This window comes from Flavivirga rizhaonensis (assembly GCF_004791695.1).
Classification (GTDB): Bacteria; Bacteroidota; Bacteroidia; order Flavobacteriales; family Flavobacteriaceae; genus Flavivirga; species Flavivirga rizhaonensis.
Genome location: NZ_SRSO01000004.1, coordinates 66,771 through 91,594, shown reverse-complemented (window position 1 = coordinate 91,594; position 24,824 = coordinate 66,771). Strand labels below are relative to the sequence as shown.

Annotated in this window: 23 protein-coding genes; 10 read left to right on the top strand and 13 right to left on the bottom strand. The window is 30.5% G+C overall.

What is annotated here, in order from left to right; genetic code table 11:
* Window positions 1-3: 3 nt before the first annotated feature.
* The 3 genes from EM932_RS04095 to fabG are packed head-to-tail and all read right to left on the bottom strand — an operon-like array spanning window position 4 to window position 3,663.
* On the bottom strand, window positions 4-819 hold the full coding sequence (locus EM932_RS04095) for a prohibitin family protein (protein WP_135875776.1): 816 nt from the start codon (window positions 817-819) through the stop codon (window positions 4-6).
* Between the two features lie 12 nt (window positions 820-831).
* Window positions 832-2,865, bottom strand: coding sequence for a VWA domain-containing protein (locus EM932_RS04090; RefSeq protein WP_135875774.1), 2,034 nt, complete (start codon window positions 2,863-2,865; stop codon window positions 832-834).
* 51 nt (window positions 2,866-2,916) lie between these two features.
* On the bottom strand, window positions 2,917-3,663 hold the full coding sequence (gene fabG / locus EM932_RS04085) for a 3-oxoacyl-[acyl-carrier-protein] reductase (protein WP_135875772.1): 747 nt from the start codon (window positions 3,661-3,663) through the stop codon (window positions 2,917-2,919).
* Between the two features lie 233 nt (window positions 3,664-3,896).
* Here fabG and EM932_RS04080 point away from each other — a divergent pair, with 233 nt between their 5' ends.
* Window positions 3,897-4,592: a DUF6970 domain-containing protein gene (locus EM932_RS04080; protein ID WP_135875770.1), complete on the top strand. Its 696-nt coding sequence runs from the start codon at window positions 3,897-3,899 to the stop codon at window positions 4,590-4,592.
* 96 nt (window positions 4,593-4,688) lie between these two features.
* On the opposite strand, the gene EM932_RS04075 is transcribed toward EM932_RS04080, so the two are convergent.
* The 8 genes from EM932_RS04075 to EM932_RS04040 all read right to left on the bottom strand — a co-directional run bounded on the left by EM932_RS04075 (window position 4,689) and on the right by EM932_RS04040 (window position 12,575).
* Entirely contained in the window at window positions 4,689-5,264 is a 576-nt protein-coding gene (locus tag EM932_RS04075) for a DUF4082 domain-containing protein (RefSeq protein ID WP_135875768.1), read from the bottom strand.
* A gap of 223 nt (window positions 5,265-5,487) precedes the next feature.
* The gene (gene sucD / locus EM932_RS04070; protein ID WP_135875766.1) at window positions 5,488-6,360 is read right to left on the bottom strand and encodes a succinate--CoA ligase subunit alpha; all 873 of its coding nucleotides are present in this window, start codon (window positions 6,358-6,360) and stop codon (window positions 5,488-5,490) included.
* A gap of 102 nt (window positions 6,361-6,462) precedes the next feature.
* A complete protein-coding gene (locus EM932_RS04065; protein WP_135875764.1) occupies window positions 6,463-7,407 on the bottom strand; it encodes a UDP-3-O-(3-hydroxymyristoyl)glucosamine N-acyltransferase in 945 nt (314 codons plus the stop codon).
* 7 nt (window positions 7,408-7,414) lie between these two features.
* On the bottom strand, window positions 7,415-7,981 hold the full coding sequence (gene efp, locus EM932_RS04060) for an elongation factor P (RefSeq protein WP_135875763.1): 567 nt from the start codon (window positions 7,979-7,981) through the stop codon (window positions 7,415-7,417).
* A gap of 25 nt (window positions 7,982-8,006) precedes the next feature.
* Window positions 8,007-8,792: an acyl-ACP--UDP-N-acetylglucosamine O-acyltransferase gene (gene lpxA / locus EM932_RS04055; RefSeq protein WP_135875761.1), complete on the bottom strand. Its 786-nt coding sequence runs from the start codon at window positions 8,790-8,792 to the stop codon at window positions 8,007-8,009.
* 2 nt (window positions 8,793-8,794) lie between these two features.
* Entirely contained in the window at window positions 8,795-10,204 is a 1,410-nt protein-coding gene (locus EM932_RS04050; RefSeq protein ID WP_135875759.1) for a bifunctional UDP-3-O-[3-hydroxymyristoyl] N-acetylglucosamine deacetylase/3-hydroxyacyl-ACP dehydratase, read from the bottom strand.
* Window positions 10,195-11,217 carry a UDP-3-O-(3-hydroxymyristoyl)glucosamine N-acyltransferase gene (lpxD, locus tag EM932_RS04045; RefSeq protein WP_135875757.1) on the bottom strand — a complete coding sequence of 341 codons (1,023 nt, stop codon included), beginning with the start codon at window positions 11,215-11,217 and terminating at the stop codon, window positions 10,195-10,197. The genes EM932_RS04050 and lpxD overlap by 10 nt, the downstream gene beginning before the upstream one ends.
* 137 nt (window positions 11,218-11,354) lie before the next feature.
* Complete coding sequence (locus EM932_RS04040; RefSeq protein WP_135875755.1) at window positions 11,355-12,575, bottom strand: HD domain-containing protein; 1,221 nt, start codon at window positions 12,573-12,575, stop codon at window positions 11,355-11,357.
* A 104-nt stretch (window positions 12,576-12,679) separates the two neighbouring features.
* Between EM932_RS04040 and porX the strand changes: the two genes are divergently transcribed.
* From porX to EM932_RS04025, 3 genes are all read left to right on the top strand, one after another.
* A complete protein-coding gene (gene porX, locus EM932_RS04035; protein ID WP_135875753.1) occupies window positions 12,680-14,233 on the top strand; it encodes a T9SS response regulator signal transducer PorX in 1,554 nt (517 codons plus the stop codon).
* A gap of 85 nt (window positions 14,234-14,318) precedes the next feature.
* Window positions 14,319-14,729: a tRNA (adenosine(37)-N6)-threonylcarbamoyltransferase complex ATPase subunit type 1 TsaE gene (gene tsaE, locus EM932_RS04030; RefSeq protein WP_317129355.1), complete on the top strand. Its 411-nt coding sequence runs from the start codon at window positions 14,319-14,321 to the stop codon at window positions 14,727-14,729.
* Between the two features lie 281 nt (window positions 14,730-15,010).
* The gene (locus EM932_RS04025) at window positions 15,011-15,571 is read left to right on the top strand and encodes a hypothetical protein (protein ID WP_246040885.1); all 561 of its coding nucleotides are present in this window, start codon (window positions 15,011-15,013) and stop codon (window positions 15,569-15,571) included.
* Between the two features lie 64 nt (window positions 15,572-15,635).
* On the opposite strand, the gene EM932_RS04020 is transcribed toward EM932_RS04025, so the two are convergent.
* Window positions 15,636-18,059, bottom strand: a complete 2,424-nt coding sequence (locus EM932_RS04020) for a TonB-dependent receptor domain-containing protein (RefSeq protein WP_135875751.1) — start codon at window positions 18,057-18,059, stop codon at window positions 15,636-15,638.
* 204 nt (window positions 18,060-18,263) lie between these two features.
* Between EM932_RS04020 and EM932_RS04015 the strand changes: the two genes are divergently transcribed.
* The 4 genes from EM932_RS04015 (at window position 18,264) to EM932_RS04000 (ending at window position 21,661) form a co-directional block, all read left to right on the top strand.
* Complete coding sequence (locus tag EM932_RS04015; protein ID WP_135875749.1) at window positions 18,264-19,463, top strand: alanine dehydrogenase; 1,200 nt, start codon at window positions 18,264-18,266, stop codon at window positions 19,461-19,463.
* A 38-nt stretch (window positions 19,464-19,501) separates the two neighbouring features.
* The gene (locus tag EM932_RS04010; protein WP_135875747.1) at window positions 19,502-19,873 is read left to right on the top strand and encodes a hypothetical protein; all 372 of its coding nucleotides are present in this window, start codon (window positions 19,502-19,504) and stop codon (window positions 19,871-19,873) included.
* Between the two features lie 5 nt (window positions 19,874-19,878).
* Entirely contained in the window at window positions 19,879-20,472 is a 594-nt protein-coding gene (locus EM932_RS04005) for a sugar transferase (RefSeq protein WP_135875745.1), read from the top strand.
* Window positions 20,473-20,593: 121 nt separating this feature from the next.
* Complete coding sequence (locus EM932_RS04000) at window positions 20,594-21,661, top strand: SDR family NAD(P)-dependent oxidoreductase (protein WP_135875743.1); 1,068 nt, start codon at window positions 20,594-20,596, stop codon at window positions 21,659-21,661.
* A gap of 1 nt (window position 21,662) precedes the next feature.
* Here the strand turns inward: EM932_RS04000 and EM932_RS03995 are convergent, their stop codons facing one another.
* Window positions 21,663-22,838: a proline dehydrogenase family protein gene (locus tag EM932_RS03995; protein WP_135875741.1), complete on the bottom strand. Its 1,176-nt coding sequence runs from the start codon at window positions 22,836-22,838 to the stop codon at window positions 21,663-21,665.
* Between the two features lie 134 nt (window positions 22,839-22,972).
* Between EM932_RS03995 and aroB the strand changes: the two genes are divergently transcribed.
* Window positions 22,973-24,040: a 3-dehydroquinate synthase gene (gene aroB / locus EM932_RS03990; RefSeq protein WP_135875739.1), complete on the top strand. Its 1,068-nt coding sequence runs from the start codon at window positions 22,973-22,975 to the stop codon at window positions 24,038-24,040.
* Window positions 24,041-24,081: 41 nt separating this feature from the next.
* Window positions 24,082-24,816: a tyrosine-protein phosphatase gene (locus tag EM932_RS03985; RefSeq protein ID WP_135875737.1), complete on the top strand. Its 735-nt coding sequence runs from the start codon at window positions 24,082-24,084 to the stop codon at window positions 24,814-24,816.
* Window positions 24,817-24,824 lie beyond the last annotated feature (8 nt).

Below are 24,824 nucleotides of genomic sequence, written 5' to 3'. Positions count from 1 at the left end.
TTTTTATTGATTCCCAAGTATAATAGGTAATCCGCTATCGCCAGAACCAATAACAATCACCTTGCTATTTGGAGATTCTGCTAATTTCATAGTGGCATCAATACCTTTATCTTGTAAAATTTTATCTGTTAAAGACGCGCTTAAAATTCTGTTTGATTCTGCTTTTCCTTCAGCTTCAATAATTACTTTCTCCGCTTCTTTAGCAGCAGTAACCAATCTAAATTCATATTCTAGAGATTCTTGTTCTTGCTTTAATTTACGTTCGATAGCATCTTTAATTGTATTGGGCAATGTAACATCTCTAACTAATACTTCATTTAATTGGACATATTGCTTTTCCAATATCTTTTTGGTTTCTTCGTAAATTTCATCTTGAATAGCGTCACGTTTACTTGAATATAGTTGTTCTGGGGTGTAACGTCCAACAACACTTCGCGCAGCAGAACGAATGGCTGGCTGTATAACGCGTTGCAAATAGTTCTGCCCAAGAGACTGGTGTAAATTACCAAGGTCTTTATAAACAGGCTCGTACCAAGCTGAAGCATCAATTTGAATTTCTAATCCATTTGAAGATAGTACTTTCATTTTTTCAAAAAGTTCTTGTTGACGTACTTCATAAACATAAACCTTATTCCAAGGTGCTACTATATGAAATCCTTCTGCCATTGGTGGCTCACTAGTTACAACTCCTTCTCCAAAGGTCTTAAACAAGACACCTGCTTCACCAGAATCTATAGTTACAGCAGATTTTGCTAATATTACAACAAGTACTATTGTAGCAATAATTGCGGGTAATGCAATTTTTGGTAATTTTTCCATTATTATTTTTATTTAAATTAATCCGTTATATTTTCTAATAAACCACTCTAAACCCAAGCTTAAAGCTAGTATAATGAGTAGATATTTCCAATCTATCAAAGGTATGATATTTTTATGGCTTTTTTGAATGGATACAAAACGATTGTCATTTAATAAATCGTTTATTAAGCTTTCTGTATTGTCAATAAAATAACTTTTACCCTCACTGTTAGTAGCTAACTGTTGCAACTTTGTTACATTGGCATTTAAAAATTGTTGTTCTACATTATATTCTAAAACCTGAAAGCTCCCAGATTTAGATACTTTATCATTGGTTGCACTTACCGTAAAATTATATTCTGAAGGTGGTAAACTACTTAAATCTACTTGAAAGTTATTGTTTTTAAGAATAAGCGGAAATGTTTTGGTTTCTTTTGAGGTTTCATCTGTTACTGAAATGTTAAGTGTTTCTCGCGCGTCGAAAATGTAGTTTTTATCGAAAAATTCAGCTTTTATTATAATATTACTACTGCCATTATAAAAAGATTCATAATCAATATTTAATCGATCTTTTCTTTTGTTTGAAGCTAGGTACTGGACAAGTTTTCCTATAAAGTCATCAAATTGATTAAATGATTTATTGTTAATGTAGCTCTGTGCTCTCCATTGCCAAATGTTTTCACCAAATAGAACACCTTCTCTCCTACCATTGGTTTCATAGGTTACTAATAACGGTTCATTTGTCGAAATTCCATTGATGCTTTTATTTAAAATAGACTCGAATGGTATTGTAAATGATACTAATCCGTAATTTGAATTTAAAGGAGGGAATAATTCAAAATTAATATCATCAACTATAAAAGGTGTGTAATTGGTATTCAACTCTGCTTGATAACTTTCGGTTTGATTTGTTATTTCGTATGTGAATCCTAGTTTATTATTATTTATAAAATTTAAATCAGATTTTGTTCCTATAATAGTAAAATAGTTCTTATTATCTTTTTTTAAAATATCAAATAATTCCTTAAACTTATAATTTGGCTGATTAATTATAATTAATTGAAAATCATTTATTTGATTCAAAATTTCTTTTGAGTTTAAAAATGTAACTGAGCGTTGCTCATTACTTTCTATGCTTTTTTTAAAAGTTCCTAAATCTGGATGTGGAAAATCACTTACAATAGCAATTTTTGTTTTCTGATCGATAACTTCTACGGCAAAGTTTTTAGAGTTATTAATCTTGTTTTTTTCATGGTCTATAGGAACAATTGTTGCTCTATAGCTACTCACACCAACTCCATTTGCTGGCAATGTAAAGTTAACAATCTTAGAGTTGTTTTCTTTTGAAAAACGTATTGATTCAGAATAAACAGTTGCATTGCCCTTTGTTACTATAAAGCGAGAACTTATAGCATTATTTCCATTGTAGACTAGTATGGCTTCAATAGGGAATCTGTTTTTTAAATAGGCATACTTATTTACATTTAATTGCTGGATTTTTAAATCGGTATATGTTACGGTATCTCCCAATATTATTGGAAAAATGTTTTGTTTGTATGTTGATGTTGCAAATTGATAATCGTTACCATAGGTTTGATTACCGTCTGAAATTATTACTGTAGGAGCTGTAGTTTGCCTGTATATCTGAGATAATTGCTTAAAAGCATTATTTATATTTGTTTGGTTTTCAAAGAAAGTAGTTGAATCTGAAGCTTTAAGTGATTCTCCAAATGTATATAGATCTATATTGAATTTATCATTTAATTTATCATTATTGGATAATTTTTCAACTAAACTAATGGCTTGAGTATCTTGATTTAGGTGTTTTATAGAACTTGAGTTATCTATAGCGACCACCAGGTTAGGCTTTTCAACAAAAAAACTAAGTTGTTCAAACTTTGGATTTATAAGTAATAGAAGAATAGAAAAAATACTAAGAAATCTTAAAAAAGAAAAAAGCATGTTTAATTTAGACATGCTTTTCTTTTTATTGTAATACTGGAATAAGGCTAATAAAATAGCTCCTATTCCAGCGAGTATGATATAAATAAGAGTTTCTGTTTGCATTTAAGGTTACTGATTTTAGAATTCAAAAATCGTGATTCGTAAATCTAAAATTTAAGTCAGCATACCTCCATCAACATTTAGAGTCTGCCCCGTTACATAAGCACTCATATCACTGCCTAAAAACACACAAACATTTGCTATATCTTCTGGTGTTCCTCCGCGTTTTAAAGGGATTCCAGCACGCCATCCTTTAACAATCTCTTCATCTAACTTTGCTGTCATTTCTGTTTCAATAAACCCTGGAGCAACTACATTACTTCTTATGTTTCTTGAACCTAGTTCTAAGGCAACCGATTTAGAAAACCCAATAATTCCTGCTTTTGAAGCTGCATAATTAGTTTGTCCGGCATTTCCTTTAACTCCAACTACAGAACTCATGTTTATAATGGAACCTTTACGTTGTTTTAACATAGTTCTCTGTACTGCTTTTGTCATATTAAAAACAGACTTTAAGTTAACTTCTATAACGGTATCAAAGTCTTCTTCACTAATACGCATTAATAAGTTATCCTTTGTGATACCTGCGTTATTTACTAAAATATCGATAGATCCAAATTCTGAAACAACTTCATCAGCTAGTTTTTGAGCATCATCAAAACTTGCTGCATTACTTTGATATCCTTTTGCTTTTATGCCCAGGGCATTTAATTCTGCTTCTAATGCATTTGCAGCTTCTACAGAAGAACTATATGTAAATGCTACATTGGCACCTTGTTCTGCATAAACTTTCGCAATTCCTTTACCAATTCCACGACTAGCACCTGTAACTATGGCTGTTTTTCCTTGTAATAATTTCATTTAGATATTTTTAATTTGACACAAAAACACAATTATACATATCGTGTTTTTCGTTCTTAAAGTTCGTTAATAAATTAGATATTCAAATATAGGAAATACAATGTTGTATCATATAAAAAATGATATAAAATCATATTATAAATGATAACCAAAAGATTCCTTTTTTACGCAACCTTTGTTTGTTGATTGCATCTAATAATTGAATTATATCGTAAAGTTTAAACCCAAGCACTATGAAATATACATTTCTTCTTTTATTATTAATATCATTTTTTGGATGTAATGAAACTGATGATGATAATGCTTCTTCCAAAATATGCTCAGCAGATCCGCTTGAAAATGTTGAATGGTTAAAGGAATTGGTTAATAACCCTAATCCTAATGGCTTAGAAATCATACAATATGATTATAAACAGCAAACCGTTTTTTCAATAAATAACTGCTTAAATTGTGCAGATGGCTTTGTTATTGTTTATGATTGCAAAAAGAATAAAGTTTGCGAATTTGGGGGCATTGCAGGAATAAATACGTGTCCGGATTTTGACACAAAAGCCATCAATAAAAAAGTGTTATTCACTGATAGAAATTGCGAAAAGGGGACTATAATTAGCCCTAAACTCTATAAAAAATTAAAGCCCTCACCTATTACATCTGCGGAGATTAATGGTAATTGTTTGAATATAACGTTTAGCATTCTTTCTACTCAAGATAGAATTGAAGATGTTATATTGGTAGATTCCGGGGAGGTACTAGAAAGTATGCCTACGCAAAGACGTATAAAATTTAATATTAAAGAAAACTTAACGAAGCCAATCTCAATATCTGCCACAACTTTTTTTGATGTTTCTAATCTTGCAGAGCAAGGAGAAACTATTATATTAAATATTGATGGATTTGATACTTCAATTGAATATACCAGAGTTCCTTAAACAGATAATAAAATAATTTTCACATAAATTAAAATCCACCAGCTAATAATAGTCGGTGGATTTTTCATATTGCCTATTTTATATTTTAGATATGCATTAGTTATTTGCTACAAACTTAATATCTACCATTCCTAGATAAGATGTTTCTGAGAATGTAGTTGGTAATGTTTGACTTGTACCATAGTTAGACCCATAACCAGAAATTAATACATCTCCCATTTCTATAGGGAATAAGTTATTTCCAGCATTAGTAAATTGGTAATAGTCGTTTGTATTAACAGAAACGAAGTATGTTGTTCCAGAGTCGATAGTTATGGGTTCTATATCTTCGAAAGATAAAAGTCCAGAACTTGAAACAACCATTACAGTTGCTAAAATGGCTTCTGTTTCTACATTCCACAACGTTGCTCGATAAGTCTCATTATTCGGTACTCTAATACCTAGTGCTGTAATTTTTCCGCTTTTAAATGTTTTAAATTTGTATCCCATCTCGAAGGTACTAGGACTATTTACTTTTTGATAGTTAACTTGCATATGCCCGCTTTCTATCAACGATTTCATCGGATATTGTGATGTGGCTTCTACAACTTCTATTTCATCATCATCCTTCGAACAGCTATTAAAAAATATTCCTATAATAATTAATCCCCAAATTAGTTTTTGTGCTTTCATGATCTCTGTTTTTTAGCTTTATACTAGTATATCAACAAGACCATCATTTTGTTACCTTATATTTTACTTTATTCCACAAAAAAATCCGTTAACAAATAAAAGTCAACGGATTTATATTTTATATTGCCTCACCCAGAACTGCCGGAAAAGAAGTTCTGACCTCTCCAAAGGAGAGATGTAATAGGAAACCCCTCCCAAAAGGTCGGAGAATTTTTAGATTAAGTTACCCTAATACTTCTGCTATTTTCTTACCTATTTCTGCAGGAGAATCAACTACATGAATTCCACAAGTTCTCATAATTTTCTTTTTAGCTTGGGCAGTATCATCACTTCCTCCAACTATAGCACCAGCATGCCCCATAGTACGACCAGCAGGAGCTGTTTCTCCGGCTATAAAACCAACTACAGGCTTTTTACTACCACTTTCTTTATACCAATTTGCAGCATCTGCTTCTAATTGACCTCCTATTTCCCCAATCATTACAACGGCTTCAGTTTCTGGGTCGTTAATTAGTAACTCAACGGCTTCTTTAGTTGTTGTTCCTATAATTGGATCTCCACCAATACCTATTGCTGTAGTAATTCCTAATCCTTGTTTTACAACTTGGTCTGCAGCTTCATATGTTAATGTTCCAGATTTAGAAACAATACCTACTTTGCCTTTTTTGAAAACAAAACCTGGCATAATACCAACTTTAGCTTCTTCTGGAGTAATAACACCTGGGCAGTTAGGTCCAATTAAGCGACAGTCTTTATTTTTTATATAATTAGACGCCGTAATCATATCTGCAACAGGAATACCTTCTGTAATTGTAATAATAACTTTAATACCAGCATCCGCAGCTTCCATAATAGCATCTGCCGCAAAAGCAGGTGGTACAAAAATAATAGTTGTATCTGCTCCAACTTCTTTAACAGCATCTAAAACCGTATTAAAAACTGGTTTGTCTAAATGTGTTTGCCCACCTTTTCCTGGTGTCACACCTCCAACAACATTGGTTCCATATTCAATCATTTGACTCGCGTGAAATGTACCTTCACTACCTGTAAACCCTTGAACTATAATTTTTGAATCTTTATTTACTAAAACACTCATAGGAGATTATTTGTCTTTTATTAATTTAATTGAGCAAATGTAATTTTTTGTATTAAAATTCTAAAGTAAAAACGTACTTTTTATTTTTAGAAATATTAAGCTCTATTTTTTGTCTTGTTTCTTTAATTTATCTAGTATTTCGGGAATCTTTCTTATCGATGCAATTTCTTTATATTTTGAGCGAAAATCATCTGCTGGTATTCCAAAATAACTTTTGCCACCTTCTAACGATTTACTAACGCCTGCCTTTGCAGATATTACGGCTTTTTTTCCAATGGTGATCCCACTTGTTATCCCAACTTGCCCCCAAATAGTCACTTCATCTTCAATAATAACACAACCTGCTATTCCTACTTGTGAGGCTATTAAACATTTCTTTCCAATAACAGTATCGTGCCCTATTTGAACTAAATTATCAATCTTTGTGCCTTCTTTAATCCGAGTATCTGCTGTAACACCTCTATCTATTGTGCATCCTGCACCAATATCTACATGATCTTCTAAAACAACACGTCCACTGGATTTTAAGCGATCGAAGCCTTCTGGTCTATTTTTGTAATAGAAGGCATTTCCTCCTAAAACAGATCCAGCATGTATAGTAACATGGTTTCCTATTACGGCATCATCATAGATGCTTACATTAGAATGAATAACACAATTATCACCTATTACAACATTATGGCCAATAAAACTATTGGGCTGAATTATTGAGTTTTTACCAATGGTTGCACTGCTGGATATTTGACTATTGCTAGATTGGAATGGTTTAAAATGATTTGTAAGCTTGTTAAAGTCTCTAAAGGGATCATCACTTATTAATAATGCTTTTCCCTGAGGACATGTAACTTCTTTATTAATAAGTATAATAGTCGCAGCAGAATCAAGTGCTTTATCGTAATATTTAGGATGATCAACAAAAACAATATCTCCTGGTTCTACGACATGAATTTCATTCATTCCAAGAACAGAAAAATCATCATTACCAACAAAGGTACAATCAATTAATTGTGCTATGTCTTTTAAAGTATGTGGTTGAGGAAATTTCATTTATAAATTATTCCTTTACACGCTCTTTATAAGTTCCCTTATCTGTTTCAACCTTTATTTTGTCACCTTCATTAATAAATAAAGGAACATTAACAGTTGCACCTGTTTCTACAGTTGCAGGTTTTGTTGCATTAGTAGCTGTGTTTCCTTTTACTCCTGGCTCTGTTGCTGTTACTTCTAATATAACACTTGCAGGCATTTCTACAGAAAGAGGCATATTGTCTTCAGAATTAATAATAACCGTTACAACTTCCCCTTCTTTCATTAAACCAGGATTATCTAACGCAGATTCTACTAATTGAATTTGCGTGTAATCTTCTGTGTTCATAAAATGATAATACTCACCATCATTATATAAAAATTGAAATTTATGGGTTTCAACGCGTACATCTTCTAGTTTGTGACCAGCAGAAAAGGTATTATCTAAAACTTTACCACTAGTAACACTTTTCATTTTTGTTCTAACAAATGCAGGACCTTTACCAGGTTTTACGTGTAAAAATTCTATTATTTTATAAATATCATTATTATATTTAATACATAATCCATTCCTAATATCACTTGTAGTTGCCATAAAATATTTTTTGTGTAATCGTTAATTAATTTGATTTGAAATATCCTTTCATGATACCTCTATGTGAATTTTTAATAAATTGAAGGATCTCATCACGTTCTGGAGTTGCTTCCATCTCTGCTTCAATAATTTCTGAGGCCTGGGTATTGTTATAATTCTTTTGATAGAGTATTCTGAAAATATTCTGAATCTCTCTTATTTTTTCTGTTGTAAACCCACGCCTTCTTAAACCAACAGAATTTATACCAACATAGGATAAAGGTTCACGAGCCGCTTTTACAAAAGGAGGTACATCTTTTCTAACCAAAGATCCACCAGTAACAAAGGCATGGTTGCCTACAGATACAAATTGATGTACTGCAGTCATTCCTGCTAAAACAACATGGTCTCCTATTGTTATATGTCCAGCAAGTGTACTGTTATTAGAGAAAATACAATTATTCCCAACAATACAATCGTGAGCAATGTGGCAATACGCCATTATTAAACAATTATCACCAATAACAGTTTTCATTCTATCGGTTGTACCTCTATTAATAGTAACACACTCTCTTATAGTAACATTATTACCAATTTCTACAGTTGTATCTTCATCATTATATTTTAAATCCTGAGGAACAGCAGAAATAACTGAGCCAGGAAAAATATTGCAATTTTTACCAATACGAGCACCTTCCATAATGGTTACGTTACTACCTATCCAAGTCCCCTCTCCTATTTTTACATTATTGTTAATAGTTGTAAATGGTTCTATTACTACATTTTTAGCGATTTTGGCACCTGGGTGAACGTATGCTAGTGGTTGGTTCATATTTATTTTTTTACTTTAGAGATTTGAGCCATTAGTTCTGCTTCTGCACATAGTTTGCCATTGGCATAAGCATAACCTTGCATGTGGCATATACCACGACGAATAGGAGTTATTAACGTACATTTAAATATTAATGTATCTCCAGGCATTACTTTTTGTTTAAACTTAACATTATCCATCTTCATGAAAAAGGTTAAGTAATTTTCTGGATCTGGAACCGTATTAAGCACTAAAATACCACCGGTTTGCGCCATAGCTTCTACAATTAGAACACCTGGCATAACGGGAGCTCCTGGGAAGTGACCAGCAAAAAACTGTTCGTTCATAGTAACATTTTTTGTAGCGATAACATAATTATCAGAAAGCTCAAAAACTTTATCTATTAATAAAAAAGGTTGTCTATGAGGTAACATGGCCATAATTTGATTTACATCCATTAGAGGAGGTTGATTCAAATCTATATTTGGCACATTATTGCGGCGTTCGTTTTTAATTATTTTAGCTAATTTTTTAGCGAATTGAGTGTTTACAAAATGACCAGGTTTATTAGCTATTACTTTTCCACGGATTCTTGTACCTATAAGCGCTAAATCTCCTAAAACATCAAGGAGTTTATGTCGTGCTGCTTCATTTGGATGATGTAAAGTTAAATTATCTAAAATACCGTTTGGTTTTACGGCGATAGACTCTTTATTAAAGGCAATTCTTAATTTATCCATAGTTTCTGGAGATAATGCTTTGTCTACATAAACAATCGCATTATTTAAATCACCACCTTTAATTAGTCCGTGCTCTAGAAGCATTTCAATTTCATGTAAAAAACTAAATGTACGCGAATTTGAAATATCCTTTTTGAAATCTGAAATTTTATTTAAAGTAGCATTTTGGGTACCTAATACTTTGGTTCCAAAATCTACCATGGTAGTTATTTGGTATTCTTTAGAAGGCATTACTAAAATTTCGCTCCCAGTTTCTTCATCTGTATAAGAGACAATATCTGTAATTACAAACTCTTCTCTAAAAGCATCGAGTTCTACAATACCAGCTTTTTCAATAGCATCAACAAAAAACTTAGATGACCCATCCATAATTGGAGGCTCAGAGGCATTCAATTCTAGAATAGCGTTATCAACATCTAATCCTACTAATGCAGCAAGAACGTGCTCTGAAGTTTGAATAGCTACGCCGTTTTTCTCTAAACAAGTACCTCTTTGTGTGTTAGTAACATAATTAGCATCAGCTTCAATAATTGGTGTACCTTCTAAATCAACTCGTTTAAAGGCCAATCCGGAATTAGCAATAGCTGGTTTAAAAGTTAAAGTAACATCTTTTCCCGTATGTAAACCGACACCTGTTAAAGAGATTTCACCCTTAATGGTTTTTTGCTTTATTTCAGTATTAACTATTCCCATTTATTTTTTTCTAAATCATTAATATTTTTTACAATCTTAGGTAAATTTTTAAAATGCACATATGATTTGTTATAATCACTTAAAGCTAATGCTGGCGATCCCTGTAGAATTTCATTGTCTTTTACGTTTCTAGCAATACCAGATTGTGCTTGAATTTTCACATTGTTACCAATAGTAATATGTCCTGCAATACCTACTTGACCACCAATTTGACAATACTCTCCGATTTTGGTTGAACCAGCAACACCAGATTGTGCAGCTATTACTGTGTGTTTACCTATTTCTACATTATGTGCAATTTGTATTTGATTATCTAATTTAACACCATTCCTTATTATTGTTGATCCTAAAGTCGCTCGATCTATAGTCGTTCCTGCTCCTACATCAACATGGTTTTCTAAAATAACGTTCCCAATTTGAGGTATTTTACTATAACTCCCATCTTGGTTTGGTGCGAAACCAAAACCATCGGCTCCAATGATTGCACCAGAGTTTATAACACAAGAGCTTCCTATAGTTGTATCTGAATAAATTTTGGCTCCAGAAAACACAATAGAATGATCTCCAATGGTAACATTATCACCTATATAGGCATTTGGAAAAATCTTGACGTTATCTCCTATTGAAACATTTTTTCCTATATAAGAGAATACCCCAATATAGATGTTATCACCATGAATTGCAGATTCTGATATATAGGAAGGTTGTTCAATTCCTACTTTGTTAAGCTTAACCATGTTATAATACTCAAGTACTTTAGAAAACGCTGCATAAGCATCTTCAACTTTGATTAATGTGGTATTAATTTCGTTTTCAGGAATAAAGCTTTTGTTAACTATGGCGACTGAAGCTTTTGTAGAATATATGTATGGCGTATATTTTGGGTTAGATAAAAATGTTAGAGAACCTTGAGTCCCTTCTTCAATTTTAGATAACCTTGAAACTTCCATATTTGGATCGCCAACAATATCTCCTTCTAATATTTCTGCTATTTGTTGTGCTGTAAATTTCACACTGAAAAGTTTGTTTTTTGTTTGATTGACGCAAAAATAGGAAAAATGTACTAAAGTTTTCTATGTGTAGATGCTTATTGTTTTCTATAAACTGGTGTGGCGTTTTACGTAGTTATTTTTTTACTTTAAAAAAATAACTACAGTGTTTCTTTAGGATAACATATGTAATATTTAGTTACTGGTTTAGATAACGCCTTAAGGTTGAGCTGGTCTGAAGCCTTAACTATATCTTCAATTTTTCCAGATTTGTGCAAAATATTTATTCCTTGATGTTTTAATTGATATGCTTGATTAGATATTTCTCCGGTAAATACAAAATATTTTGCTTCATCTTCATTTATATCATGAGCATTAATTAAGTTTTGGATATGCTTTTCAAGATTTTGCTTTTTTATTACTTTCTTTTTTAATTTGACTTTTAATAAGTCTCTATTAATGATCATTTTACTTAAATGACTGAGTACAAAATCACTATGATGCTGCCAGTTTTTCATAGCCGAAATAATATCGTAATCATCTAATTGCGAAAAAACATCTAGCGTCTCATTGTTAAAGTTGTCAATTGATATTTTATTCTCTAAAAAAAACAATAGTGCTTTACTAGCTTCTAACGTTGTTTCATTATTGTGTAATTCCTTAGCTCGCTTCAAAACACGAATCAATAATTGTTCTGCAGCTAAGCCCGTTTTGTGTAAATAAACCTGCCAATACATAAGACGCCTTGCAACAATAAATTTTTCGACACTATAAATTCCTTTTTCTTCAACAACTAATTCATCATTAACAACATGAAGCATCGTAATTAATCGTTCACTATTTATATTACCCTCTGCGACTCCAGTATAAAAACTATCTCGCTTTAAATAATCTGCTCTGTCCATATCCAATTGTCCGGAAATAAGCTGACACATAAATTTTCTATGGTATTTACCTTTGAAAATTTGGATGGCAAGCGTTAAACTTCCGTTAAATTCTTTATTTAATTGCTCCATAAAAAGCAAAGAAATGTCTTCGTGAGATACATCATTAACAATGCTATGCTCCATGGCATGAGAGAAAGGCCCATGACCAATATCATGCAATAAAATAGCAGCATAAAGTCCTTTTTCTTCTTCTTCAGAAATTGTAACTCCCTTAAAACGAAGTACATTAACAGCCTGCTGCATTAAGTGTACACATCCTATTGCATGATGAAATCTAGTATGATGAGCACCTGGATAAACCAAATAAGACATACCCATTTGGGTAATTCTTCTTAATCGTTGAAAGTATTTATGTTGAATTAAATCGAAGATAAGCGAATTTGGAATAGTAATAAATCCGTAAATTGGGTCGTTTAATATTTTAAGTTTGTTCAAACTTGAAAAGTTAATGTTTAATAGACACAAATATAATTATATGTAGTTTATATATAAGGCCATATTAAAAACAATTACTATAAATGATTATTAAAAATATTTGAATGAATACAATACAAATACTTTGGGTAGATGATGAAATTGATTTACTGAAACCTCATATTCTATTTTTAGAGCAACGCAATTATAAAGTTACAAAATGCATGAGTGGTACTGAAGCTATTGATGCTATAGATGAAAAAAGTTTTGATATCGTATTTTTAGATGAAAATATGCCCGGACTTACTGGTCTTGAAACTTTAAATGAAATAAAAGAAAGGCAAGATAACCTTCCGGTTGTAATGATCACGAAGAGTGAGGAAGAATACATTATGGAAGAAGCTATTGGCAATAAAATAGCGGATTATCTTATTAAGCCTGTAAACCCTAATCAGATATTGTTAAGTTTAAAGAAGAACTTGGATAATTCTCGATTAGTATCTGAAAAAACAACTTCAAACTATCAACAAGAGTTTAGGAAAATAGCTATGGATTTGTCTATGGTTAATACCTATGAAGAATGGGTGAATCTATATCAGAAGCTTATTTATTGGGAAATTCAGCTTGAAGATATTGAAGATCCTGGGATGTTTGAAATTTTAGAGTCTCAAAAAAACGAGGCAAATATTCAGTTTGGGAAATTTATAGAAAAAAATTACGCGAATTGGTTTGAGCCAAATACAGAATCTCCAATAATGTCGCATACCCTTTTTAAAGAAAAAATTGCTCCTGAGATAAGTAAAGAGCAGCCAACGGTTTTAATTGTTATTGACAATTTACGCTATGACCAATGGAAAGTTTTTGAGCCTATTATTAACAATTATTATAAAAAGATTAAAGAGGACGCATTTTTTAGCATTTTGCCAACGGCAACTCAGTATGCTCGTAATGCCATTTTTTCAGGACTCATGCCTAGCGATATGGAAAAACTATTTCCAAAATATTGGAAAAATGATACTGATGATGGCGGTAAAAATATGCATGAACCCGATTTTTTAGATACTCAAATGAAACGATTAGGATTAAGTCATTTGAATTATGACTATCATAAAATTACTAATCTAAAAAACGGCAAAAAACTAGCTGATAACTTCAAATCGCTTAAAGACAATGACCTTACCGTTATAGTGTACAATTTTGTTGATATGTTATCGCATTCTAAAACGGAAATGGAAGTTGTTAAAGAACTGGCTTCAAACGATAAGGCATACAGGTCTTTAACATTAAGTTGGTTTAAAAATTCGCCACTTTTAGAGATGATACAACAGGCTCAACAATTAGGGTTTAAACTTATTTTAACTACAGATCATGGTACTATTAATGTTAAGAATCCATCAAAAGTTATTGGAGATAGAGACACAAGCTTAAATCTTCGTTATAAAACTGGTAGGAGTTTAACTTATGATGACAAAGATGTATTGGTCTTTAAAAATCCTAAAGATGCTCACTTACCTTCTATTAACATGAGTAGTTCTTATATTTTTGCAAAAAGTGATTTGTTTTTTGCTTATCCTAATAACTACAATCATTATGTTAGTTATTTTAGAAATACTTATCAGCATGGAGGTGTTTCTCTTGAGGAAATGATTATTCCTTTTGTAGTATTTATTCCTAAATAATCTATTAAAAGCAAAAAACATCGATTAAATACGTATTTTTATTGCTTTTTTGATTTTTTTTAACTATAATTGTGTGTAAAATATTATGAGATTGGAACTTAATTTTGGATTAAATGATGTCGAAAATGTTGCAAAACAACTAATTAAAAACGTAAAAACTAAGACCTTATTATTTTATGGAGATATGGGTGTTGGAAAAACAACATTAATAAAAACCATTGTAAAAGTTTTAGGAAGTCATGATGAAGTTAGTAGCCCAACATTTTCAATTGTAAACGAGTATCAACTAAATAATGATAAAATCTATCATTTTGATTTATATCGAATAAACGATTTAGAGGAAGCTTATAATTTTGGAATTGAGGATTATGTTGATTCTGATAATTGGAAATTAATTGAATGGCCAGAAAAAATTGAGCCAATTTTGAACAATCATTTTGATATAATTAATTTAAAATTAGATTCTGATAATCATAGAATTATAAAATTATATTAACGAACAAATTACTAACATAACATTAGCTTTAACAAATAAATAACAGAAAAAACACTCTGAATTTTGAAGTTTTACGGGAAAACCACATTGTAAATTTTAAAAAAGCTTAATTTTAACATTTTTTTAACATTTCAAGAAATTCTTCAAAATAGCCTTTAGTTACATTTGGGTATATTAATTAATAAATCCCTTTAAAATGAAAACTAAAAAGTACTTAATTGCAATCGCAATTTTCGGAGGAATGTTGTTTATGGCTCAAGCTGCAGACGCTTATAATCAAGATGGACAACAAACAGCAAAAGTCGAAAGAAAATTGGTTAAAACAATCACGAGGTAGTAACATAAAAAAGTATGATAATAAATCATTACTTATAGGGAGTATTATTGGAACTTTAATTGCAAGTACTCCTTATTTATTTTATTTACATTTAAGTGTGCCACAACAAAGAGTGTGGCACACTTTTTTATTTACCTATGATAGTAAAGGATGGGGAGATGCTAACGTTGCTATGTGGGTTTTTACTGGTAAAGTGGTCCCTTTATTACTATTACTTTTATGGTTTTTTACAAACAGACATTGGTGGTACCATACATTACTGGTTCCAATAGCAATGTATGTGTATCAAATTTTCGACTTTTTTAACTCAACCTTATCATATGTGGATGAGTTTCAACTAATATATTTAATCCCTATTATGGTAGTGGTAATACCTACTATTTATTTAATTCGAGCTAGAATATTTAATAAAGTAAATGAAACTACTAAATCTTTACAGGAATTGGAAGATGAATTCAAGTTATCTCCGAAAAGTTTTTGGGATAAGGTAAAGCAATATTTTTAGTATAATTTAAGAATAATAGTTTTTTATTAAAGTCAAAGAATTGAGATGATAATACTCTAAACCTTTAGTTGATATTTAATCTGTCACGCTCCTTTAACTTTATATTTTTTTCGTTAGTGCTTAATTTAAAGTTTCCAAATTTATAATTAAACCCAAAAGTAATTAGTCTGTTTTCCGTTTTTGATTTAAAAAACACATCTTGGTTTAGGTATTGGGTATTACTTGTAAAGTTTAGCGTATTAAATATATCAGTTATTCCTAAATTAACCGAAGCCCTATTATTCCAAATAGTCTTTTTTACATTAAGATTTAATCCAGATCTAATACTAACATCTGTTGGACCACTTACTGTTGGAGAAATGCACAAAAAAGAAATATCAATTGTTAGGCTTTTATCTTTTAAAAAGGAAAAATAATTAGCTATTTGCGAATAAATAGACCATTTATTATTTGTTAATAATTCATTATTACTTTCTAGGGCAAAAAATTGCTCATCATAATAAAATATTGAGGAGGCTACATATAAATTCCAACGAGATAAAATTTTTGTGTATGTTGTAAAATCAAGCCCGTAAGAAACACTTCTGTTTATATTAGTATTTCTATATGTTAGCTTGTTTTTTTCATTGTCTTGAAAAGTTATTTGAACTGTTGGATTGTTTTCATAACGATAATACAATTCAAAAGTGTAATTTTTATTAAAAGTATACCCTAAAGTAAATATATCATCTATTTGAGGTTTTAAATTAGGATCACCATTAATATAAGCATTATCATTTAAAAAATATTTAAAAGGGTTGAGTTCATTATATCGTGGCCTATAGATACGTTTATTGTAATTAAAATAAAGTTGATCATTATCGTTTAATTTATGCAACAAATAAAACGACGGGAAGAATTTTAAATAATCATTATTATTTATTTGATTAGTTGACGTTGAATTTCCTTTAATATCAGTATATTCTCCTCTCATTCCTAATTTAAAACTCCAATTAGCCCAATCTTTTGAATAACTTATATATGTAGCATAATTAGTTTCATCATACAAAAAAGTGTCTGAATTTTGTAGATCTTCTATTTTTTCGTCATTTACATAAATAAACTGATTTAAAATACTTTCAGAATTAATATTGGAGACCTTTCCGCCTGTCTCAAACTTTGCAGAATCATTAATTGGTAATTCGTAATCTATTTGTCCAGTATATAATTTTATTTTTTGACTAGAAAATGTTTGAAATCTATTACTTCTTATAAGAGTATTATCAGGAAAACGATAATCGGTATCAACATTTTGAAAACTTGAAAAATCATAATTAGTATGATGAGCACTTACAAGGAGTTTCTCTCCTGTTCTTTTAAATTTATGAGTATAATCAAGAGTAAACGCCAAATTGTAGGTTTCATCAACTTTACGATTTAAAGTATTAAAAGTAGAATCTAATATTCTATTTGCATTAAAAACTTCAGTTGATGAATTTGTTAAAGTTTTTGTATTATTACGTGGGAGCACTAATATATTTGTTAAAAAACCTAACCTATTATGATCATTTATATCATAATCTATATTGGCGTTAATATTCTGGCTTTTTGATTTACTAATTTTATCAGAATGGGAACCCCAACTAGATGTTATTTGATTGTTTTCTATAAAATTAATAGACTCGTATACAAATCTATAATCTTTTCTAGGGCTTACATTATAGTTTACATAAGTACTAAGCTTCTTTGTTTTAAAAAAATGATTGGTGCCCAATGAATATTTTGGAAATTCAGAACCTTGTTTATAATTACCAAAAACACTTCCGTTATAACCTGCAATAATATTTTTACTGGTTATAATGTTAAGTACAGCACCGCCTTCTGCTTCATACTTTGCAGGCGGATTTGTAATAACTTCAATAGATTTTACATTACTAGCAGAAGTACCTTCTAAAAGTTGTTGTACTTCACTTGAAGATAGATGTATCCTTCTGTTGTTTATGTATATTGTTGGTGTCGATTGTTTTATGGTAATTGCCCCATCATGAACCAATACACCAGGAGTATGCTTTAAAACATCTAAAATGTTATCATTTGATAATGTAGAATTCTCAACATTAAAAACCAGACGATCTACCATGCGTTTAACAGTCGGTCTCTTTGCTACAACAGTCACCCCATCTAATGTCTCTAAATTATCTTCAAGTATAATAGCATCAAAATGAATATTTCTATCCAATTCTACTCTGGTAGAATACGCTTTAAATCCAAGAAAGCTAACTTTTAATATATAATCCTGAGCTTTTAGATTTTCTATTATAAAATAACCATTTTCATCTGTAGAAGTGCCATTCGCGTTTTTAGAAACCCCAAGACTAGTAATGACTATATTTGCATACGCTATTGGATTGTTATTACCATCTTTAACATACCCATTTAACCTATATTCCTGAGAAAAAGACGAGAGAGAAAGCAGTAGACTAAAATAATAACATAGATTTTTAATCATATATATATTTATGATGCAAACTTATAAATAATTAATTTAAAACATTTTATGGAGTCACTATAAAAATAGTGATTATTTTCTTACAAAAAGCTAAATAAAAATATTAATCTTGCTAGCAATTAAAAAACTAAAATAATTATTTTGAGTTTATATCAACAATAGAAAAATTATTTGTAATTTGATTTTTTATTAATTAAGCTAACCATGTCAAAATCACTCTCGCCTTTTACAAAGCAACAACTTTTACCTCAAGAAGAAACTCTTGAACTACTAAGACGTAAGGGAGAATTGTTTATAGGTATACCTAAAGAAACTGCTTTTCAAGAAAAGCGTGTGTGCTTAACACCAGATGCCGTATTTGCTTTAGTAAGTAACGGCCATAAAGTATTACTTGAATCTGGTGCGGGAAATGGTGCTAGTTTTAGTGATAAAGACTATAGCGAAGCCGGAGCAGAAATCACAAAAGATACTGCTAAAGTATTTGCATGCCCAATGATTCTTAAAGTAGAACCTCCAAGTATAGAGCAAATTAAACTTATTAACCCTCAAACTATATTAATATCTGCGCTTCAAATAAAAACCCAGTCAAAAAAATATTTTGAGGCACTAGCATCAAAACGCATTACCGCTTTAGCCTTTGAGTTTATACGAGACGGAGATGGAACCTACCCTGCTGTGAAATCGTTAAGTGAAATTGCAGGTACTGCCTCTGTTTTAATTGCTTCAGAGCTATTATCTGATGCTAAGGATGGTAATGGGTTAATGTTTGGGAATATTAGTGGTGTTCCTCCTATAAAAGTTGTTATATTAGGAGCTGGGACTGTTGGTGAGTTTGCTACTAGAAGTTCTATAGGACTTGGAGCAGATGTAAAAGTTTTCGATAATTCCATTACAAAATTAAGAAGAATACAGACGAATTTGGGCAGGCCGTTTTTTACTTCTACAATTACCCCAAAAAATTTAACAAAAGCCCTGAAACGTTGTGATGTTGTTATTGGAGCAATACGAGGAACAAACAGAGCACCTGTAATCGTTTCGGAAGCTATGGTTCAATCGATGAAAAAAGGAGCCATTATAATAGATGTAAGTATAGATATGGGAGGATGCTTTGAAACAAGCGAAGTAACAACACACAAAAAACCTACATTTATAAAACATGATGTGATTCATTATTGTGTTCCTAATATTCTAGCGAGATATTCACGTACAGCATCTGTTTCTATAAGTAATATCTTTACGCCTTATTTGTTGAAAATAGCTGAGGATGGCGGTATAGAAAATTCTTTAAGATTTGACAGAGGTTTAAAAAATGGATTGTATTTTTACCACGGAATTTTAACTAGTAAATCTGTAGGTGATTGGTTTGATTTAGATTTTAGCGATGTTAATTTGCTTATTTTTTAATTAATTACAATTCTGATTTATTTCACTAAACACATTAAATGAAACTTATACAACGCGTTGGCTATTATCTAGGCGGGTTTTCTATCGGATTAATAATATTAGCTTTCTTCTTAAATGGTAAAAAGACCTCATGTAGTTACGGTCCAGATGCTAGAGTTTTAAAGAATATTAGGCTAAAGAAAATTATTTATAGTGATAATATTCAATCTGATTTCAAGCTTTATAATATAGACTCGGTAGCAATAAATCATATTTTAAAAAAAGGTAGCATAAATTTTTCTGAAAGTAATGCAAGACAAAAACCATGCGGTATATATAATGTTGAGGGTGAATTTGAAGAAAAAGAAATTATATTAATTGTTGAAAATTGTGATAGCATAGCCACCATAACTAATTTAAAAATAGAATAATAACAATGCTTAAACGTAGTTTTGATGTTGTTCTTTCTATAATCGGATTATGTGTCCTCTCTCCTTTTTTAATATTAATTTCTGTTTTAATTATATTAGACTCAAAAGGACCTATTCTTTTTGTTCAAGGGCGTGTTGGAAAAAACAATATAGATTTCAATATTTTTAAGTTTCGCACTATGCGTGTGCAATCTCAAAATAAAGGATTGCTTACCTTAGGAAATAATGATTCCAGAATAACCAAAGTAGGTTATTTTTTAAGACGCTATAAAATTGATGAGTTTCCTCAACTTATAAATATTTTAAAAGGGGACATGAGTTTTGTTGGTCCAAGACCAGAATTACGTCATTATGTGAATTTTTATAGTGAAGATGATATGCAAATTTTTTCTGTTAGACCAGGTATTACCGGCTTGGCATCTCTAAAATATAGAAATGAGGTAGAACTTTTGAAAGCCGCTAAAGATCCAGAAGATTTTTTTATAAATACTATTATTCCAGATAAACTAAAATATAATAAGGAGTATATTAGAAAACGAAATTTCTTTTTTGATTTAAAACTTATTGGTCTTACGGTAATTAAGGTGATTATTAAGTAATTTGAATTATTTGTAATTTCTAATATATTTAAGTATTTGGCTCAAAACATTATTATTTATACTTTGCAAATACAATTCATCTTACATTAAATATGCGTTTAAGCGAATCTAAAAGTCAAAAATGAATAAGACTACCTCGGATCACATAGATAGGTTATTAATTGATTCTGGATTGTTTCCTACCCCCAAAAAAACTCAAAGACCTGTAAATAGTTTTGATTTTTCTGATGATACTATTTTAATCACAGGAGCTGCAGGCTCTATAGGTAGTGAGCTTTCCAAACAATTGTTAACATGCAGTTATAAAAAACTAATCCTTGTAGATATTGCTGAATCGCCTCTTTATAATCTTATAAAAGATTTAGAGTTTGAAAACACTAATAAGATTGATTTCCTTCTTCTGAATATTACAGAACATCAATCAATAAGGCACCTTTTCGAAACTTACAGACCTACACTTATTTTTCATGCTGCCGCATACAAGCATGTTCCTTTAATGGAAGAGAACGCATATAAGGCAATCAAACTTAATATTTTAGGAACGAAGTTACTGGCAGATTTGTCTATAAAGTACCGTGTTGAAAAATTTATTTTTATTTCTACAGACAAAGCAGTAAACCCAGTCAGTGTTATGGGGATGTCTAAGCGTATAGCAGAAAAATATCTAAACTATTTATCTAATAAACTAAACACAGGATTTACTATAACACGATTTGGTAACATATTAGGTTCTAATGGATCTGTTTTACCGCTTTTTAAGAAGCAAATAAAATCGAATACACCGCTTACCATAACAGATAAAAATGTTTCCCGCTACTTTATCAGTAAAAGTAAAGCTTGTTCTTTAATATTACAGGTTGCTACTTTTAATAATGAAGAGAACAATATATTTACTTTTAACATGGGAGAACCAATTAGAATAACCGACTTAGCAGAAAGATTAGTATCGCTTTGCAGTAATATTAATAAAAAAATTGAAATAAAGATTACAGGATTACGCCCTGGAGAGAAGCTCCATGAGAGCATTGTTTCTAATAGTGAAATATTAGTGCCTATTAATAAAAACATTCTACTGGTCGAATCAAAAAATAATTTAGAAACTAAAAATATTGATTTTTCTGAATTAGAAGGTGTGACACTTAATATGTCAAATTTAGAAGTTAAATCTATTTTAAAAAAGTATATCTAAATTATAATGCTTTCCGGCGTTTCTTTTCTTTAGTTAAAAGTGATAATTCTCTGCCAGTTTGACCAGCTACAGAAGTATTCTCCTCTGCTCTTCTAATTAAATAAGGCATAACATCCCTTACAGGACCAAAAGGAATATATTTAGCGACATTGTAGCCTTTATCAGCTAGGTTAAAACTAATATGATCACTCATACCATATAACTGGCCAAACCATATACGGCTATCGTTATTTTTTAAGTTTTTACTTGCCATTAATTTCATTAGTAAATACGAACTATCCTCATTATGAGTTCCAGAAAATAAAGACATGCAATCTAAGTTCTCAATCATGTACAGTAATGCTTTATCGAAATTCTCATCAGTATCAGATTTACTTATACAAATAGGAGACGTATACCCTTTTTCTTTGGCTCTATCGTTTTCTTTTTCCATATAAGCACCACGAACCAATTTATAACCAAGAAAGTAATTACCTTTCTTTGCTTTTTGATGTTCATTCTTTAAAAATACCAATCTATCATGCCTGTACATCTGTAACGTATTATATACAATAGGTTTTTCTTTATTGTACTTTTGCATCATTTCTGTTACTAATTCATCTGCTGCATCTTGCATCCAACTTTCTTCAGCATCAATTAAAACAGCAACGTCATTATCTTTCGCTTTTTTACAAACAACATCAAACCTATTTACAACACTATCCCATTCCTCTTGCTCATTTTGGGTTAAAACTTCTCCACTACCAACTTTTTCATATAAACTTAATCGCCCAAAACCTGTTGGTTTAAATACAGCGATAGGAATAGCATCAATATCCTTAGCAAAATCAATAATTTTGAGTATGGTATGCATGGCAGAATCAAATTCCTTCTCATTTTCTTTTCCTTCAACAGAATAATCTAAAACAGAGCTCACTCCTTTTAAAAACATCCTATTGATTACAGACAAACAATCTTCTTCGTTAACACCTCCGCAAAAATGGTCAAATACGGTAGAACGAATTAAACCTTCAATTGGTAAATTGGCTTTAATAGCAAAGTTTGTTGCTGCAGTTCCGATTCTAACTAAAGGCTCAATAGATATCATTTTAAATAAAAAGAATGCGCGTTCTAATTCAGAATCATTCTTTAATGAAAATGCAATTTCTGTGTTATCAAATATTCTATCTGTACTCATGGAAAAAATTTGGGTAAATATAATTATAATCCATATATTATTTTGTATAAAATAATATCATTTATATGTTAAATACTATCATTTTATATAAAATCTCCTTAATTTCACAAACTTTTAAAAACATTAATTATTTCATGGATTCAATTACAACAAACGAGTGCATAATTCATTTTAATAACGCTTGTTATAAATCTCTAAACAAGCACATTGAAAATAATAATTTTTCTAAAATATTTATTTTAGTTGATGAGAATACACATGAATTTTGTTTACCATATTTTTTAGAAAGATTAGAAACAAATATCGTTATTGAAATTATAGAAATTGAATCTGGAGAAATTAATAAAACAATAGATACTTGTGTAGGTGTTTGGAATACACTTTCTGACTTAGATGCAGATAGAAAAAGCTTACTTATTAATATTGGTGGTGGTGTTATTACAGATTTAGGTGGTTTTGTAGCCTGCACTTTTAAAAGAGGCATCGCGTATATTAATATCCCTACTACTCTACTCTCAATGGTAGATGCATCTGTTGGAGGAAAAACCGGGGTTGATTTAGGGCATCTAAAAAACCAAATAGGTGTTATTGATAATCCAGATTTAGTACTAATTGATACTAAATACCTGAATACTTTACCTCAAAACCAAATGCGTTCTGGCTTAGCTGAAATGTTAAAACATGGCTTAATCAGTGATGAAAACTATTGGAATAAATTTGAAGATTTGTCAAAATTAACTTTAGATGATTTGGACATTTTAATTTACGAATCTGTATTGATTAAAAAGAATGTTGTTGAAAATGATCCTTTTGAGGATAACCAACGTAAGACTTTAAACTTTGGCCACACACTAGGTCATGCTATAGAATCCTACTTTTTAAGTAACCCAAACAAAGCGGCATTATTGCATGGAGAAGCTATTATTGTAGGTATGATTTTGGCATGTTATATTTCTACCGAACTAGCAGGTTTCCCGAAGCAAACCACATTAGATATTAAAAACTTATTTATCAATTATTATGGTAAAGTAAAAATTGAAGAAAACGAATATCCAGCTATAATTGAATTACTTAAATATGATAAAAAGAATAATCACGGCAATATCAATTTTGTACTTTTAGAATCTATTGGTAATCCAAAGATCGATTGTTTAGTTGATGACAAAATAATAGTCGACGCTTTTCATTTTTACGACAACTAATAGTAAATATTAGTTTAATATCATATTTATTAACTTTATAAATGCTTCATTTTTTTTCTAAGAAACTATTTTTAAAAGACCTATTGGAAGGTTTTGTAGATATCCATAATCATATTCTTCCAGGTATTGATGACGGTGCAAAAAGTGTAGAAGAGGCTTTATATTTGATAAAAAAAATGAAAGAATTGGGAATAAAACAGTTTATACCCACGCCTCATATTATGCAGGATTTTTATCCTAACACAGACGAAACTATTGGTAATGCATACTATGTTTTATTAGAGGCTTTAGATACAGAGATTACATTAAATCCTGCTGCAGAATATATGCTTGATAGTCATTTTGAAAGTTTATTAAAAACAGGAAATTTATTTACTTTAAAAGGAAAGTATCTACTTATTGAAATGTCGTATTTCCAAGCTCCGATTAATTTAGAGGATCTTATTTTTAAAATTAAAACACAAGGTTACACTCCTGTTTTAGCTCATCCAGAGCGTTATTCGTTTTATCATAATAATCTGGAATACTATGAAAGGTTAAAACAATTGGGGTGTTTTTTCCAACTTAATTTACTTTCACTAAGTAATCATTATGGTAAAAATGTTGAAAAAACTGCTGATCATTTAATAGAACAACAACTAATCGATTTTGTTGGTACGGATATTCACAACAAAAACCATGTAGATAAGTTATCAAACCTAGTGTTAAACAAAAGTAGAGATGAACATTTAAAAGAAATAATTAAAAATACGAACCAAACGTTTTCAGTTATTTAAGTTTTTCT

What these genes read in the sequence shown, in the direction of transcription:
- EM932_RS04095 (WP_135875776.1), bottom strand. Translation starts at nt 819, where the DNA reads ATGGAAAAATTACCAAAAATTGCATTACCCGCAATTATTGCTACAATA.
- EM932_RS04090 (WP_135875774.1), bottom strand. Translation starts at nt 2,865, where the DNA reads ATGCAAACAGAAACTCTTATTTATATCATACTCGCTGGAATAGGAGCT.
- fabG (WP_135875772.1), bottom strand. Translation starts at nt 3,663, where the DNA reads ATGAAATTATTACAAGGAAAAACAGCCATAGTTACAGGTGCTAGTCGT.
- EM932_RS04080 (WP_135875770.1), top strand. Translation starts at nt 3,897, where the DNA reads ATGAAATATACATTTCTTCTTTTATTATTAATATCATTTTTTGGATGT.
- EM932_RS04075 (WP_135875768.1), bottom strand. Translation starts at nt 5,264, where the DNA reads ATGAAAGCACAAAAACTAATTTGGGGATTAATTATTATAGGAATATTT.
- sucD (WP_135875766.1), bottom strand. Translation starts at nt 6,360, where the DNA reads ATGAGTGTTTTAGTAAATAAAGATTCAAAAATTATAGTTCAAGGGTTT.
- EM932_RS04065 (WP_135875764.1), bottom strand. Translation starts at nt 7,407, where the DNA reads ATGAAATTTCCTCAACCACATACTTTAAAAGACATAGCACAATTAATT.
- efp (WP_135875763.1), bottom strand. Translation starts at nt 7,981, where the DNA reads ATGGCAACTACAAGTGATATTAGGAATGGATTATGTATTAAATATAAT.
- lpxA (WP_135875761.1), bottom strand. Translation starts at nt 8,792, where the DNA reads ATGAACCAACCACTAGCATACGTTCACCCAGGTGCCAAAATCGCTAAA.
- EM932_RS04050 (WP_135875759.1), bottom strand. Translation starts at nt 10,204, where the DNA reads ATGGGAATAGTTAATACTGAAATAAAGCAAAAAACCATTAAGGGTGAA.
- porX (WP_135875753.1), top strand. Translation starts at nt 12,680, where the DNA reads ATGAATACAATACAAATACTTTGGGTAGATGATGAAATTGATTTACTG.
- tsaE (WP_317129355.1), top strand. Translation starts at nt 14,319, where the DNA reads ATGAGATTGGAACTTAATTTTGGATTAAATGATGTCGAAAATGTTGCA.
- EM932_RS04025 (WP_246040885.1), top strand. Translation starts at nt 15,011, where the DNA reads ATGGACAACAAACAGCAAAAGTCGAAAGAAAATTGGTTAAAACAATCA.
- EM932_RS04020 (WP_135875751.1), bottom strand. Translation starts at nt 18,059, where the DNA reads ATGATTAAAAATCTATGTTATTATTTTAGTCTACTGCTTTCTCTCTCG.
- EM932_RS04015 (WP_135875749.1), top strand. Translation starts at nt 18,264, where the DNA reads ATGTCAAAATCACTCTCGCCTTTTACAAAGCAACAACTTTTACCTCAA.
- EM932_RS04010 (WP_135875747.1), top strand. Translation starts at nt 19,502, where the DNA reads ATGAAACTTATACAACGCGTTGGCTATTATCTAGGCGGGTTTTCTATC.
- EM932_RS04005 (WP_135875745.1), top strand. Translation starts at nt 19,879, where the DNA reads ATGCTTAAACGTAGTTTTGATGTTGTTCTTTCTATAATCGGATTATGT.
- EM932_RS04000 (WP_135875743.1), top strand. Translation starts at nt 20,594, where the DNA reads ATGAATAAGACTACCTCGGATCACATAGATAGGTTATTAATTGATTCT.
- EM932_RS03995 (WP_135875741.1), bottom strand. Translation starts at nt 22,838, where the DNA reads ATGAGTACAGATAGAATATTTGATAACACAGAAATTGCATTTTCATTA.
- aroB (WP_135875739.1), top strand. Translation starts at nt 22,973, where the DNA reads ATGGATTCAATTACAACAAACGAGTGCATAATTCATTTTAATAACGCT.
- EM932_RS03985 (WP_135875737.1), top strand. Translation starts at nt 24,082, where the DNA reads ATGCTTCATTTTTTTTCTAAGAAACTATTTTTAAAAGACCTATTGGAA.